This window comes from Argonema antarcticum A004/B2, from assembly GCF_023333585.1.
Classification (GTDB): domain Bacteria; phylum Cyanobacteriota; class Cyanobacteriia; order Cyanobacteriales; family Aerosakkonemataceae; genus Argonema; species Argonema antarcticum.
The window spans coordinates 1-14,483 of the sequence record NZ_JAIQZN010000079.1 but is presented as its reverse complement, the minus strand read 5'-3'; the positions used below and the strand labels follow the sequence as shown (position 1 = coordinate 14,483).

Genomic DNA, 14,483 nt, shown 5'->3' with positions numbered 1-14,483 from the left:
GGGGCTTGGTCTTATCCATAGCTCGTGCTTGACGCGCTATATCCGCCATAGCCTTGCCCATCAGCGGCATCTTCGTGGCATCCATGCGAGGCTTCACTGTTGAGAAGCTAGGCACTACCACGTCGTCGCTTTGCTTGGTGAGCTGGTTGTACAGTTTTTGGCTATTCGGGAAGTTGGCGGCGGGTAAGGTGAGGAAGCGATTGTAAGGAACGGTATCTTCACCAAAGGCTTGACCGTACTCGGCGCTGTTCACGATCGCACCGATAAAGGCGCGAATGCCGCCAGAAGCGAGAATCTGGTTGTATTTGCGAATTTCTGCTTGGTCTAGAGGTGCCCGTCCCAAGAAGTGCTTCGTGCCGAGTTCGATTACTTTGGTGTTGGGATAAGGAGTGTAGAACTCTTTGATGTAAAGGTTCGACTCGCCCAAACTTGTGATAAATTCCTTCAGATTGATTTCACCATTGCTCAGTTTGCTCTCCAAGACGGTGAATTCATTCTTCACGATGTAGGGTTCCACATCGCGCTCAAATATCTGCCGATAAGCGGCGCGAATCAGAGTTCCCAGCTGATTCTTGTCGGCGTTGTCGGTCAGCTTGAAGACTTTGGTTTGTTCGCGCTTCTTGCTGACGCCTTGGTTGATGCGGAATTGAATATCGGGTTCAGTCCGAATGTCTTTGACTTCACCCAATTCGACAAAGAGCGGATTTTCTGCCTTCTCTATGCTGTTACCAGTCTCGCCGATGCTGCCAACGCGGAGGTTGCGTAGGGCTACGCCTTGGGGGGTGAGATAACGTTCGTAAGGAACGGTGTCTTCATTAAATGCCTCGTTGTACTCCAAGCTATCAATCAAGGCATCGACTAGGGCGTAGAAGCCTTTTTTGGCACAAATATCGAAGTATTTGTTGTTTTCTGCACGCCCGTAGGTGGGGCGACCCAATAAGCGGCGATGGATATATTCGATCGCTTTACACACATACAGCGATGTCCAGTACAGCTTGCGGAACAGGTCTGATTTAGCCAAGGCGCGAATAAATTCCCGCACTGTAATCTCGCCGTTTTCCAGCTTGATTTCGGCTACTTTCAGGCGCTGACCTTCGTAAACATCCCGCCCAAACACTTGCAAGTAACAAGCGCGAATGAGAGCTTGGGTTGAGCTTTCCGTGAATTTAACGCTGACGCCTTGTTTGGTGAATCCGCGTCTGCCGCCAAATCCGGTAAAGCCAGGAAGTTGATCGAGCTTAAACACTTTGGGTCCGAGGGTACCCGGTGCTTTACCCCGTGCGGCTGGGTTGCTGAGTTGGTTTTCGATGCCAGCGCCGCGACGAATCAGAATCCGCCGGGTATCCTTACCAAAAGGAGCGGGTCGGCTGCTGGGATTGCGAGTTTCTTTCGGGAAGATTGCCCCAAACTGAATTTCTAGGGGGTCGTTGCCGGAACCGTAGGGGTGTCGATCGGGCAGGGGCCGATCGTAAGCTGCAAAAGTCGTGATAAACTGCGGTACCTTGCGGAATGGCGCACTGTAATTAAACAGGTCTTGCTGAGGGCCCCAGTTGCGACATTCTTGGGCTTCTTGACCCAATCCCCGGATGTAGGGTACTGTTTCTTCGCCGAAGTAGTCGGAGTATTCTTCGGAATCTACCAATGCGTCTATTAGACCCGGTAGACCTTTGCTCGATACTAGAGCAAAATATTTTTGCACTTCTTCCCGACTGGAAGGGCCGCGTCCCAAAATGTGACGGAAAGCTAATTCTAGAGCGCGACTGTTGATGTAAGGCTCGAAGAAGTTTTTCCGATACAGGGGAGATTTACCCAAACGACGGATAAATTCCTTCATGGAGATTTCGCAGTTCTTCACCTTGGATTCCAAGTCGGAAATTCCCAGGCTGTATGCGCGAGTAATATCTCGTTCAAAGACTTGTCTGTAGGCAGCTTTGACGACATCTTGTTTTTCCCTAGCAGAAAGTCCCGGTTTCATCACGAATTTGGGACGCTGTTCTGCCGCTAGGGCGTAAATTTGGGGCAGCTGCAAACCTTGCTCGTAGCCAGAAGGACGTTGCCGCACTTTGTCCGAGGGGGTTGGGGCTTTAAATTCGGTAATCAGAACATCCATGTACTGACTGACGATATTTGTCCCTTCTGGGTCTTGCCGGAAATAACCGAGTGCTGCTTGCTTCATTTCTTGCAGGGCCACGATGGTGGCTTCGCCGGAGCAAGCGTTTTCAATAATTTCGCGCAATCCTCTGGTGTTGACGGCGATGATATTGGGGTCACCGGCGACGATCGCATAAGTGACGTAGCGCAAAAACCAGCTGAGATCTCGCAGAGATTTCTGCATATTGCCCGGGCCGTAGCGGGCTACGTTGATCGGTCGGAAACCAGCTGGTACGGGGCCACCGCCAGTGGCACTAAAGAGCGATCGCAATCCCTCGAAGAAACCGCCGCTAGTTTCCACATAAGTTGCGGTTCCTAGCTTCATGCCTTCCTTCGTGTCTACAGCAGTTCCAGCCATGCTCATCACTGGTGCTTCCTTCGGCTTTTCTAAGAAAGCCATCGGGGAACCGCCGACAAAAATCCGGTTAGCTGCGCGGGAAACGATCAGATCGGCATTTTGCGTGAGGGTGCCAGCAATTTCTAGACGTCTAGCGCCAGAACTGAAATAGCTAGCCAGTTCGCTCAGCTCGCCGCGCTCTAAAAAGCGGTCTTGTTGTTCCGCTTGCGAAATTGTCGCAACTGGTACGGTTTGATATAGTTGCGGACGCGCAACAGAGCTTCCACCACTTGCTTTTACACTCATCGGTTCTCAAAAGCTCCCTATAGAATTGTCAGATGTTCAGATGTTCAGATGTCAGATGCTTCGTCGGCTTCGGTGCTTCTTGGGCTGTCCCTTCCTTGATAGACCCTGGGCAGTACACAGTACGGCAGGGCTGGTCTTATCAGCGAAAGAGTTGCAGCAGCCCACCAACTGTAGGCCGAAATAACTTTACTTTGCCTTGACCGCTTGGTTTTTGCGGTTTTTCCTTGTCTTCCTTCTTCCCATAGAGGGTAAAGAGGCGAGTGGATTAAAGGGGAATTTGTTAAAACTGGTCGCCCCTTAGCAGTCAGACCCTTTTCCTTTTAAGTGCGGTTTTGCGGTTAGGGCCGATCGGCACATACACCACAAAGCCACACTTTTTTGCCTCTGACGAAAGCATTGGGTAAGGGTGCTTTAATAATTGCCTGGGTTTAACCAGCCCAGTCTTTAGATTAGAATGTTTCGGGCTCGTCACACTCATTTATTAAAAAATGTGTAGAACTAGCCTCCCTGGATTACTACGTAATCATACTGGATTGCGGCAGAGTAACTGAGAAAATCGATAAGTTTTGTTACAAAAGGGTAGTGGCTAGAAAAGTCACTCATTCAAAAGTCACTCATTCAAAAGGGGAAGAGCCAGAGAGTGGGGGAGAATGACAACTGACCACTGACAACTGACAACTGACCACTGACCACTGACCACTGACCACTGACAACTGACAACTGACCACTGACAACTGACCACTGACCAATGACTAATCAAGATATTACTTCCGCTGTTGAGCGTCTTTACGATACTTACCCGTTTCCGCCAGAACCTTTGCTGGATAGTCCGCCACCTGGGTACAACTGGCGCTGGAATTGGCTGGCAGCTTATAATTTTTGCACTGGACAAAAACCGCAGCAGCAGAATATCCGCATTTTAGATGCTGGGTGCGGTACTGGGGTGGGGACTGAGTACCTGGTTCACCTTAACCCCCAGGCTCAAGTTGTTGGCATCGATCTGAGTGGGGGAGCTTTGGCAGTGGCGAAAGAGCGCTGTCAACGATCGGGGGCCTCTAGGGTGGAATTCCATCACCTCAGCTTGTATGAGGCAGCACAACTCCCCGGTGAGTTCGACTTGATCAACTGCGTGGGGGTGCTGCACCACTTGCCCGATCCGAAGCGGGGTATTCAGTCCCTGGCTGCGAAGTTAGCGCCTGGGGGATTGATGCACATTTTTGTCTATGCGGAACTGGGACGCTGGGAAATCCAGCTGATGCAGAAAGCGATCGCACTTCTCCAAAGCCGATCGCAGGCGGGGACGCCAGCGCCACGGGACTACCGCGATGGCGTCAGTGTCGGGCGTCAGATATTTGCTTCATTACCAGAAAATAATCGTCTTGTCAAGAGAGAAAAAGAAAGATGGTCGATGGAAAATCATCGGGATGAATGCTTTGCCGATATGTATGTTCATCCGCAAGAAATTGACTACAACATCGATACTTTGTTTGAATTAATTGATGCTTCCGGGTTAGATTTTGTCGGTTTTTCTAATCCCAAAACCTGGCACTTAGATCGGCTTTTGGGGAATAATCCAGATTTGATGAAACGGACAGAAGGATTGAGCGATCGCGAACGTTATCGATTAATCGAACTATTAGATCCAGAAAACATCACCCACTACGAATTCTTCCTAGCGCGTCCTCCTTTACCGTCATCTGATTGGTCATCGAAAGAAGCGCTTTTAGCAGCAATTCCAGAACGCAATCCTTGTATGGATGGATGGCCGAGTCGGTGTTTGTTTAATTACGATTATCAGATTGTCAACTTGTCGGAATCTGAGTTTGAATTTTTGCAAGCTTGTGATGGTAATTCAGATAAACGTAGAACGATAGGAGAGATTTTGACTAGTGTAAAATTGGAAGAGTCAGGAGTGCGATCGCTCCTAGAGCAACAACTAATTTTACTAACTCCGAACATCAAATGAAGTAAGAGAAAAGCTTATCAAAAAGTGATGATGAAACCTACAAACGAGCAAACCCAGGGGCTATATAGAATTTGTTACCGACTTACCAACGTTATTTACCCTGGATGGCAGTATAAAAGTATTGAACTTGTCCGGTTAGATGAGCGAACTGGGAATCTATACTTACTTGCTGGAGATAATTTAGAATTTGAGATAAAAAGAAGTGGAGGATACGAGTCATGACAGCAGCTAACTACGATGCTATGAGCCTTAATGAGTTACGTCGATATGTTTTAACATATCGAGAAGATATTGATGCGTTTCACAAATACATCGATCGCTCAAAAGCGGCGGGGCGCATGATCGTCATTGACTTGGAAGACGTTCATTGGGAAGAAAATATAACCGATCGAATTCTAAAAATGACACCTGTTGAGGGTGAATCAGAAGAGTCGTAGTCTTGCCTAACAAATCCTAACCCGATCGATTACTTCGGAGTGCAGGTCTTATCACCATCCTACGATTCCATCAACGATCGCACCCACTGAAAATCACTCTCGCTTAGCGGTGGGACAGGCTGCTGTGAATAATCGATCGCAAAATCTAGAGCCGCTTCCTGATAAACTTGTCCCAAGACCTCAGATAAATTCACAACAGGTTCTTCATCTCCTGACTGCAAAGGAAGCAAGAATTGAGGAATCGATTCCCGCACATTAAACGGGTAGAGTTCAGCTTCGGGACGGAGATTAGCCCGACTGACCAGAATGCGGTAGTCTGATCGAATCGCTTCCGCCATTGGCATAAAGTTTCCCGTTCTCAGCAGATCGATTTCAACTAAGTGAGTAGCACTGTTCAAAACCTTTTGTCGCTTAGTCAGATACTTATCTCGACCTTCACCCACTCGTTTATTCTTGGGTGAGAGGACTTCCACAACCGTTACCACCCGCCCCGTCTTTACTTCCCGAATCTCTAGATAGCGTTCGGTGATTTCTTCAGTCAGGGGCAATGTCACTCGAATTGGCTTGCTTAGCACCCCAGTTGTTACAACAGAAGGTCTATTGGCTTCAGGGTTTTGTTGGAAAATAGAAGCATCTGGAATACCGACCAGTAAAGCATCCAAGTAAACCCGTTTCTCTACAGCAGCTCGATAATTGGGTATGAGTGAGGGATTGAGCGATCGGGCCAGCTCGATAATCAGCCAAGAGTGAACCTCTGACCACAGAGAAGGATTTTCAAGATAAGGGTTCATCCCTGGGAAACTCGGTGCCATAATCGCAAGAGAAGGAATGAGAAAAGGGACGATGGAAAGAAATGCGTTCCATCCATACTATAGCCACAGTCACATAAGTTAGGACAGTATAGATCTATAACAGCAAGGAAACGACTGTGTTTGCACTCAGGACTCAGCACTTTCCTATACCAAGAATTACTTTATGGAAACTGCTATGCCGCATATAAAGGCCCTTCGCCAAACATTGTACGAGACAGATTACCTGCAATGGATAGAAACAAATGTAGAAAAATTGCGGAATCAGGACTATGCAAATGTGGATTGGACTCACCTGATTGAAGAAATTGAAGACATGGGGAGGAGTGAGAGGAGAAGTCTAGAAAGTAACCTGATTGTAGTTCTGCTCCACTTGCTTAAATGGCAATACCAACCTGAAGAAAGAAGCGGCAGTTGGGAAGGTAGCATTATCGAGCATCGCAGGCGTGTTAAAAAAGCTCTAAAAGAGTCTCCCAGCTTAAGACCCTATCTAGACAGCATTTTCGCTGAATGTTACGCAGAAGCAGTCAAACAAGCAAAAGCTGAAACTGGCTTAGCACTAGAGACTTTCCCTACAGAGTGTCCCTACGAGCTGACAGAAGTGACGGATGATGGGTTTTTACCATAATGAGGGGCTAGTGCCGCTACGCGGAAGTCAAAAGTCAAAAGTCAAAAGTCAAAAGTCAAAAATCGTTTGAGTGTCAGGCATTTAAGTACTTCTGAACTGGTGGGTTATTTCTGCCGCGCGGCGCTAGGGAAGAGGGGAGAGGAGAAGAGGAGAGAGAAAAGCTAAGTAGGGGTGGATTTAGCAGATAAACTGTAATGGAAACGGAAGAGTTAACAACCAAACCCGCCTGTACTGAGTTTTGAATTGAAATGAGCTTAAACGGACAGAGCAAAATTCCACAGATCCTTAAAAATCGTGAAGCAGAAGTCTTGGCCGACTGGCTGGGCGAGCAAATGGCAGCTGGTATCCGCAAAGACTTGCTCAAGGAAATGGAGTTGCGCGAAGAGTGCAGAGAATTCCTTGAGTTATTTACAGATGCTATCCAACAGGGTAACTTCACCAACATCCAATCCCCGGAGTGGCGTGGCTTGAAGGATATGTTGGCTAGCGTTTCCCGATCGCGCACTCAGAAAGGCTTCACGCCAACAGAAACCGCAAACTTTGTATTCTCGTTTAAGCAGCCCTTATTCAAGCGCTTGCGCCAGGAACTGGGACAGAATGGCGAAACCCTACTGGAAGAAATTTTGTCTGCGACTAACCTCATAGACAAACTGGCTCTGTGGACAACTGAAATTTATCAGAAAACCCGCGAGGAGGTAATCCTGCGCCAGCAAGAAGAGCTAATGGAACTCTCAACGCCAGTCGTGAAGCTGTGGGAAGGCATTTTAGCCCTGCCGATCATTGGCACCCTCGACAGCGCCCGCACCCAAATTATGATGGAATCTCTCTTGCAGATGATTGTACAGACAGGTTCCCAAGTTGCGATCATCGACATTACCGGAGTGCCAACTGTGGATACCCTGACGGCGCAGCACTTACTAAAAACGGTAACTGCGGCTCGTTTGATGGGCGCTGATTGCATCATCAGCGGTATTCGTCCTCAAATCGCTCAAACGATCGTCTACTTGGGTGTAGATTTGGCCGATATAACTACCAAGGCTTCCCTCGCGGATGCCTTTGTTCTGGCTTTGAAGCGATCGGGATTTGCGATCTCACGCTCCAAGTCCGCTATTTAAGGAGGGAGGAAATATTATGGAACGCATCGCCATACTCCAGATAGGCCACTTCCTCCTCGTCACCATTCAAGTCGATATGCACGATCGCCTAGCGATGACTTTGCAGGACGACCTGACAAACCGCATTAGCCAGACAAGCGCTCGCGGTGTACTGATCGATATCTCAGCCTTGGAGATAGTTGATTCCTTCATCGGGCGGATACTGGGAAACATTGCCAAAATGTCGCGCATACTGGATGCAGAAACGGTGGTTGTAGGAATGCAGCCCGCTGTAGCCATCACTCTAGTAGAGTTGGGACTCTCTCTAAAAGGCATTCGCACATCCTTAAATGTTGAGAAGGGAATGGCTCTCCTGCGGTCATCGTTAGGAGATTCTGAAGGGGGGAGCATGGACGGTGATGCAGAAAAATGAAGTTATCAGCATCAGATCCTCCTCAGATGTTGTGCTAGTAAGGCAGGCAGTGCGTCAGTTGGCCGTAGAGTTAGGTTTCAGCCTGATAAACCAGACAAAGATCGTCACGGGAGCCAGCGAACTGGCACGCAACACCCTGGAACACGGGGGTGGCGGGACTGTAAATATAGAAGCGCTGGATGAAGGAACCCGTCGCGGTCTGCGACTGATTTTTGAAGACTCCGGGCCGGGTATTCCAGATCTTGAACTGGCGCTTAAAGATGGCTTCACTACAGGAGGCGGACTCGGTATGGGATTGAGCGGGACAAAGCGGTTGGTCAACGAATTCGATATCGTTTCCCGTGTCGGAGAAGGCACCCGCATCACAATTACAAAATGGAAGTAAGAAGATTATGAGAGAAACCGTCGTCTTGCCTATTTCGGAGTCCAGTCAAGCTGGTGAAGCGCGACGGCTAGCTATGGCCCTCGCGAGCCGTCTTGGCTTCAACGACACACAGCGAGGAAAGGTAGGCATCGTCGTTACCGAGATCGCAAATAACTTGGTTCTCCACGCTAGGGAAGGCCAACTGCTACTAGGGTCTGTGGCAAAAGACGACATCGCGGGTATCGAAATATTAGCTCTGGATAAAGGGCCGGGAATGGTTGATATCGGGGAGTGCCTGCGGGATGGTTATTCTACGGCAGGTACTGCTGGCAAGGGTTTGGGGGCAATTAGTCGCCTAAGTGCTTTTTTCGATATTCATTCTGTTCCCAATGTGGGGACAGCTTTATTAAGTCAGATCTGGGCTAGCCAAACACCGTCTAGCACACCATACAGCAATATAGAAATAGGTGCGGTATGTCTGCCTAAAACAGGTGAGGAGGTTTCGGGCGATCGTTGGGCAATCGATCGCTATGCCGATCGCACTCTGCTGCTAGTATCAGATGGTTTGGGTCACGGGCCGATGGCCGCCCAAGCTTCTCTAGACGCGATCAAAATATTTCGAGAGAATGTCCGCAAAAGTCCCGCAGAAATTATGGAAGCTGTGCATGGGGGTTTACGAAGTACGCGGGGCGCTGCTGTGGCGATCGCGCAACTAAACTTTGAACAACAAATCATTCGTTTTGTAGGAGTGGGAAATATTTCTGCCAGCGTTTTTTCTGAGTCGGGAAGCTACAGCATGGTTTCCCACAACGGCACCGTCGGACACGAGGTTCGCAAAATTCAGGAGTTTGTTTATCAGTGGCCAAAAGGAGGGCTTTTGGTGATGCACTCCGATGGGTTAGGTACTCAGTGGCGCTTGGATCGCTATCCTGGTTTAGCCGCAAAACATCCCAGTACAATCGCCGGAGTTTTGTACCGCGACTTCAACCGAGGACGCGACGACGTAACGGTGGTAGTTGTTAAAGAAAAGTGCTGAGTGCTGAGTGCTAAGTGCTGAGTACAAACACAGTCTTGGCCTTGTTTTGAGCGTTCAATACTGTCCTAACATATCTGACTGTGGCTATAAAGAAAATTGAATTAATTGCAAATTTTAGATTTAAGAATTGCAAATTTAATTTTTCAATCTCAAATCTCAAATCTCAAATTAATTTACCGATGACTACTCTACTAAATATAGAAATACGATTTGAACAAGATGTCGTAATTTCGCGTCAGCGGGCGCGACAAATTGCACAAGATTTGGGATTTGACTCCCAAGATCAGACGCGCATTGCCACCGCTGTATCCGAAATCGCCCGCAACGCTTTTCAATATGCCAAGCTGGGAAAAGTTGAATTTGGCATGGAAGGCGAATCGCCTCAAACGCTTCTAATTTCCATTAGCGACAAAGGAGAAGGTATTGCCGATCTGAACATTATTCTGGAGGGAAATTACAAGTCACAAACCGGAATGGGGTTAGGTATCATTGGCAGCAAACGTTTAATGGATCGGTTTGATATCGAATCTTCGCTCAGCGGAACTACAGTGGTGATGGGAAAGACATTGCCGAAACGCGCTGCTAAGTTAACAACCAACCTTTCGATGCAGATTGCCGATAAGTTGGCAATCCAACCTCCTGAAAATCCGTTTGCGGAAATTCAGCAACAGAATCAAGAACTTATTCGGACTTTAGACGAACTAAGAAAGCGCCAAGAGGAACTAACTGACCTAAACCGGGAACTGGAAGCTACCAATCGCGGCGTTGTGGCGCTTTATGCAGAATTAGATGAAAAAGCGGAGTTTTTAGAGCGGGCTAACGAATTAAAAACCCACTTTCTCTCAAATATGAGCCATGAGTTTCGCACGCCGCTCAATTCTATTATGTCTCTGTCTGGAATGCTGATCGATCGCATGGACGGCGAATTGACGACAGAACAAGAAAAGCAGGTGATGTTTATCCGTAAATCCGCAGAAGGTCTTTTGGAATTAGTTAACGACTTGTTAGATTTGGCGAAGGTCGAGGCAGGCAAAATTGTTGTTCATCCAAAAGAATTTGAAGTGAGCGATTTATTCGCTACTTTGCGTGGTATGCTGCGCCCGCTGCTTAGCCATAACTCTTCGACTTCGCTCATCTTTGAAGAACCTGTCGATATCCCAATTCTCAACACCGATGAGGGAAAAGTTGCCCAAATTCTCAGAAATTTTATTTCTAACGCACTTAAATACACCGAACAGGGTGAGATTCGCATCAAAGCAGATAAGATCGGCAACAACGTTGTATTTTCGGTCGCAGATACGGGTATCGGTATTGCACCTAAAGATCGAGAGCGCATTTTTGAGGAATTTACCCAAGTGGATTCTCTCCTTCAAAAGCGCTTTAAAGGAACGGGTCTCGGACTACCGCTGTCGCGCAAGTTAGCCGAATTGCTGGGAGGTGACGTTTCACTTTTTAGCGAAATGGGGGTGGGCTCCACATTTTTTGCTACAATACCGATCGTGTATGGGGACGAGACTGCAAGGGCATCTGTGCCGAGTATTAGTTGGCAGTTAGATCCGCTGCGGTCGCCGATACTGGTGATAGAAGATAACGCGGAAACTATCTTCACTTACGAGAAGTATTTGGAAAAATCTATTTATCAGATCGTCTCGGCCCGATCGCTCAAAGAGGCAAAACACGCACTTGAGAAGTTTAAACCAAAAGCCGTGCTGTTAGATGTCTTGCTAGAGCAAGAGAGTACGTGGTCTTTTCTCTCGGAAATGAAACAAAACCCAGCGACGCAAGATATTCCCATTTTGGTGGCAACAGTTATTGATAACGAAAAGAAATCGCTGGCTTTGGGGGCTGATGCGTTCTTGATCAAGCCAGTCGATCGATTGTTGCTTTTGAAAAAAATTAATACTCTAGTCAGGGGAGATATTCCGCCAAAGTTATTGATTGTTGACGATCGGCTGGTGTCCCGTTATTTACTCAAGCAACTTTTAGCCGATTCTCGGTTTACCATTATTGAGGCAACAGACGGGCGTTCTGGCATTCAGCTAGCGCAGAGCGAAAATCCGGCTTGCATTTTTCTCGATTTGGTAATGCCAGAAATGAACGGGTTGGAGGTTTTAGAACATCTGAAAAGCAATACCGCTACTCGCCATATTCCTGTAATAATTAATACTTCCAACCTGCTGTCAGAAGAGGAGATACGCAATATTGGCAATCGTGTGTTAGCAATTCTATCTAAAGAAAGTTTATCTAGTCAAGAGGCATCCGCTATTCTAAGTGAAGCCCTGATGAAAGCTGGGCTAGTTCTATAGCCAGGAGAGCAGAGGAGCAGGGGAATAAAAATGTTATTTTTTTGAACAAAAGCATCACAACTCCGAAATAGCCGTAATTTTGTGGCAGGAAGGGAGTAAAGAATTGCAAATATGAAATCTAAAATCTAAAATCTAAAATTACCCAATTATGCCGGATCAGCATCAAATCACAATATTGCACGTAGACGACAACGAAACCAACCGCTATGTGGTTTCTCGGACACTTCAGAAAGCCGGGTTTGATGTTGAGGAGGCGGCTACTGGCGAAACTGCGTTGCAAATCATAGCACAGCAACAACCAGACTTAGTTATTCTTGATGTCAGGCTTCCAGATATCGATGGGTTTGAAGTCTGTCGCAGGATCAAGACTAATCCTGCGACATCTTTTATTCCGGTACTCCATTTATCTGCTAGTTTTGTCAAAAGCGAGGACAAGGCACAGGGGTTAGATGGCGGTGCAGATGGCTATCTAGCGCAGCCGGTAGAGCCGATCGAATTACTAGCTACTGTTAAAGCTTTGCTCCGCATCCGAGAAGCTGAGGAGTCGGCGCTAACTTTGGCGAAGGAATGGCAAACAACATTCGATGCGATGAGCGATAGCGTTTGTCTGCTGGATCGGCAAGGAAAAGTGATGCGATGTAACAAAGCGATGACCCAGCTTCTCTTAAAATCAGAAACCGAGATTAGCGATCGCTTTCATCAGGAACTCATGCAACCTATTTTAGGCAGCATTGAGGTAACTCCTTTCGATCGCATCCAAGAAACTCTGTGTCGGGAAAGTATAGAGATACAGTCAGTAGACCGATGGTTTTCGGTAACCGCAGATCCCATCTTCGACGAGGGTCAAGTTTTTACGGGTGCAGTTTACATTGTGGCTGACATCACCAACCGAGTAAGAGCCGAGGAAGCACTCAAATCAAGCGAAGAACGGTTTCGGATGTTGTTGGAAAATGTGGAAGATTATGCAATTTTCTTCCTCGATACAGACGGGCGCATTACCAGATGGAGTATTGGGGCAGAACGCATATTAGGTTATCGGGAAGCAGAGATACTGGGACAACCTATCTCAATTATCTTTACGCCTGAAGACGTGGACGGCGGTACGGACAAGCAGGAATTGTCCAAGGCAGTCAAGGAAGGTCGCGCTGAGGATGAACGCTGGCACCTGCGTAAGGGGGGCAGCCGTTTCTGGGCGAGTGGCATTGTAACGCCCTTACGAGATGCGACGGGACAGCTACGTGGCTTTGCCAAAATCATGCGCGATTTCACAGAACGCAAGCGATCTGAAGACGAACGGGCCCAGCTACTAGCCCGCGAACAGGAAGCACGGGCAGAAGCTGAAGCGGCGAACCGGATGAAAGACGAGTTTTTGGCGACACTTTCCCACGAATTGCGATCGCCTCTGAATGCGATGCTGGGATGGGCGCAACTGCTCAACAGCCGCAAGTTTGACGACGCTACTACGGCTAAGGCGATGGATATTATCGAGCGAACTGCCAGGACACAAGCTCAATTGGTTGACGATTTGCTTGATGTATCGCGCATTATTCAGGGTAAGTTGCGTCTTAAGATTCGTCCGGTTGAACTTAGTACAGTGATTGGAGCGGTTCTGGATACGTTAGGCCCAGCGGCTGAAGCTAAGGAAATTCAACTCGAAAACATCTGCGATCCTAAAGTCGGTTTGGTTGCAGGGGATTCAGACCGCTTGCAGCAGATAATGTGGAACCTGCTGTCAAATGCGATTAAGTTTACACCTAACAGAGGGAGAGTTGAGATTCGATTAGAACAGGTTAATTCTGATGTTGAAATTAAAGTAACCGATACGGGAAAAGGCATCAGCCCCGATTTTGTGCCTTATGTTTTCGATCGCTTTCGTCAAGCCGATAGCTCTATGACCCGGCGGTACAACGGACTTGGCATCGGTTTGGCTATTGTACGCCATTTAGTGGATCTGCACGGTGGCACAGTTCATGCCCACAGCGAAGGCGAGGATTTGGGAGCAACATTTATTGTGAGGTTACCCATTATACCCGTGCTATTCGAGGCAAGCGAGAGCGTGACCATATCCACGGTTGAAGCTGGAACCCCGCTTGACAACCCGACCGATCTCAACGGTTTACAGGTACTCGTGGTGGATGACGATGCCGATACGCGGTTGTTTCTCTGTACGGTACTGGAACAGTGCGGCGCTAATGTAACACTAGCTTCATCGGCTTCATCAGCATTTGAGGTAATTCAGAATTTGAAACCAGATATCCTGGTCAGCGATATCGGGATGCCGGAAGAAGACGGCTACAGTTTGATCCGCAAAGTCCGGTCGCTCTCACCAGAGCAAGGGGGAATGATTCCAGCCGTTGCCCTGACGGCTTATGCTAGATCGGAGGATCGCACGCGATCGCTCTTGGAAGGTTTTCAAATCCACATACCCAAGCCAGTCGAGCCAGCTGAGTTAGCCGCCGCAGTCGCCAACCTCGCAGGGAGACTTTGAGGGGAAGAGTGGGGGAGTGGGGGAGTGGGAGAGTGGGGGAGAGAATCACAACGGGTGTGGTCAAAACCCGTTGGTGATGTAGGGGACAAGGAGGACAAGGGGGACAAGGGGGACAAGGGGGACAAGGG

Annotated in this window: 12 protein-coding genes and 1 pseudogene; 10 read left to right on the top strand and 3 right to left on the bottom strand. The window is 48.1% G+C overall.

Annotated elements, in window-relative coordinates:
- Positions 1-94: 94 nt before the first annotated feature.
- Positions 95-2,794, bottom strand: a pseudogene (locus LAY57_RS26390) (phycobilisome rod-core linker polypeptide); the annotation flags it as partial.
- 610 nt (positions 2,795-3,404) lie between these two features.
- Positions 3,405-3,554 carry a hypothetical protein gene (locus tag LAY57_RS26385; protein ID WP_249070127.1) on the bottom strand — a complete coding sequence of 50 codons (150 nt, stop codon included), beginning with the start codon at positions 3,552-3,554 and terminating at the stop codon, positions 3,405-3,407.
- Between LAY57_RS26385 and LAY57_RS26380 the strand changes: the two genes are divergently transcribed.
- From LAY57_RS26380 to LAY57_RS26375, 3 genes are read left to right on the top strand one after another with little or no spacing between them, the layout of a single operon-like run.
- Positions 3,543-4,760, top strand: coding sequence for a class I SAM-dependent methyltransferase (locus LAY57_RS26380; RefSeq protein WP_249070125.1), 1,218 nt, complete (start codon positions 3,543-3,545; stop codon positions 4,758-4,760). The two genes, LAY57_RS26385 and LAY57_RS26380, sit on opposite strands and share 12 nt — an antisense overlap.
- 27 nt (positions 4,761-4,787) lie before the next feature.
- Positions 4,788-4,982 (top strand): DUF6888 family protein, encoded by a 195-nt coding sequence (locus LAY57_RS36655; RefSeq protein WP_420839137.1) that lies wholly within the window; start codon positions 4,788-4,790, stop codon positions 4,980-4,982.
- Complete coding sequence (locus tag LAY57_RS26375) at positions 4,979-5,197, top strand: DUF6887 family protein (protein WP_249070123.1); 219 nt, start codon at positions 4,979-4,981, stop codon at positions 5,195-5,197. The genes LAY57_RS36655 and LAY57_RS26375 overlap by 4 nt, the downstream gene beginning before the upstream one ends.
- 59 nt (positions 5,198-5,256) lie before the next feature.
- On the opposite strand, the gene LAY57_RS26370 is transcribed toward LAY57_RS26375, so the two are convergent.
- Positions 5,257-6,009: a DUF4058 family protein gene (locus tag LAY57_RS26370; RefSeq protein ID WP_249070122.1), complete on the bottom strand. Its 753-nt coding sequence runs from the start codon at positions 6,007-6,009 to the stop codon at positions 5,257-5,259.
- A 175-nt stretch (positions 6,010-6,184) separates the two neighbouring features.
- On the opposite strand from LAY57_RS26370, the gene LAY57_RS26365 reads away from it, so the two are divergent.
- The 7 genes from LAY57_RS26365 (at position 6,185) to LAY57_RS26335 (ending at position 14,355) form a co-directional block, all read left to right on the top strand.
- Entirely contained in the window at positions 6,185-6,634 is a 450-nt protein-coding gene (locus LAY57_RS26365; protein ID WP_249070121.1) for a DUF29 domain-containing protein, read from the top strand.
- A gap of 248 nt (positions 6,635-6,882) precedes the next feature.
- Positions 6,883-7,749, top strand: coding sequence for an STAS domain-containing protein (locus tag LAY57_RS26360; RefSeq protein WP_249070120.1), 867 nt, complete (start codon positions 6,883-6,885; stop codon positions 7,747-7,749).
- A 16-nt stretch (positions 7,750-7,765) separates the two neighbouring features.
- Positions 7,766-8,161, top strand: a complete 396-nt coding sequence (locus LAY57_RS26355; protein ID WP_249070119.1) for an STAS domain-containing protein — start codon at positions 7,766-7,768, stop codon at positions 8,159-8,161.
- Positions 8,148-8,546, top strand: coding sequence for an anti-sigma regulatory factor (locus tag LAY57_RS26350; RefSeq protein ID WP_249070118.1), 399 nt, complete (start codon positions 8,148-8,150; stop codon positions 8,544-8,546). Before LAY57_RS26355 ends, LAY57_RS26350 begins: the two co-directional genes overlap by 14 nt.
- A gap of 7 nt (positions 8,547-8,553) precedes the next feature.
- Complete coding sequence (locus LAY57_RS26345; RefSeq protein ID WP_249070117.1) at positions 8,554-9,561, top strand: ATP-binding SpoIIE family protein phosphatase; 1,008 nt, start codon at positions 8,554-8,556, stop codon at positions 9,559-9,561.
- A 179-nt stretch (positions 9,562-9,740) separates the two neighbouring features.
- The gene (locus LAY57_RS26340; protein ID WP_249070116.1) at positions 9,741-11,867 is read left to right on the top strand and encodes an ATP-binding protein; all 2,127 of its coding nucleotides are present in this window, start codon (positions 9,741-9,743) and stop codon (positions 11,865-11,867) included.
- Between the two features lie 148 nt (positions 11,868-12,015).
- Positions 12,016-14,355 carry a hybrid sensor histidine kinase/response regulator gene (locus tag LAY57_RS26335; protein WP_249070114.1) on the top strand — a complete coding sequence of 780 codons (2,340 nt, stop codon included), beginning with the start codon at positions 12,016-12,018 and terminating at the stop codon, positions 14,353-14,355.
- Positions 14,356-14,483 lie beyond the last annotated feature (128 nt).

Bases quoted from the DNA above. Each gene is read 5' to 3' on its own strand.
- LAY57_RS26380 (WP_249070125.1), top strand. From the start codon at position 3,543: ATGACTAATCAAGATATTACTTCCGCTGTTGAGCGTCTTTACGATACT.
- LAY57_RS36655 (WP_420839137.1), top strand. From the start codon at position 4,788: ATGATGAAACCTACAAACGAGCAAACCCAGGGGCTATATAGAATTTGT.
- LAY57_RS26375 (WP_249070123.1), top strand. From the start codon at position 4,979: ATGACAGCAGCTAACTACGATGCTATGAGCCTTAATGAGTTACGTCGA.
- LAY57_RS26370 (WP_249070122.1), bottom strand. From the start codon at position 6,009: ATGGCACCGAGTTTCCCAGGGATGAACCCTTATCTTGAAAATCCTTCT.
- LAY57_RS26365 (WP_249070121.1), top strand. From the start codon at position 6,185: ATGCCGCATATAAAGGCCCTTCGCCAAACATTGTACGAGACAGATTAC.
- LAY57_RS26360 (WP_249070120.1), top strand. From the start codon at position 6,883: ATGAGCTTAAACGGACAGAGCAAAATTCCACAGATCCTTAAAAATCGT.
- LAY57_RS26355 (WP_249070119.1), top strand. From the start codon at position 7,766: ATGGAACGCATCGCCATACTCCAGATAGGCCACTTCCTCCTCGTCACC.
- LAY57_RS26350 (WP_249070118.1), top strand. From the start codon at position 8,148: ATGCAGAAAAATGAAGTTATCAGCATCAGATCCTCCTCAGATGTTGTG.
- LAY57_RS26345 (WP_249070117.1), top strand. From the start codon at position 8,554: ATGAGAGAAACCGTCGTCTTGCCTATTTCGGAGTCCAGTCAAGCTGGT.
- LAY57_RS26340 (WP_249070116.1), top strand. From the start codon at position 9,741: ATGACTACTCTACTAAATATAGAAATACGATTTGAACAAGATGTCGTA.
- LAY57_RS26335 (WP_249070114.1), top strand. From the start codon at position 12,016: ATGCCGGATCAGCATCAAATCACAATATTGCACGTAGACGACAACGAA.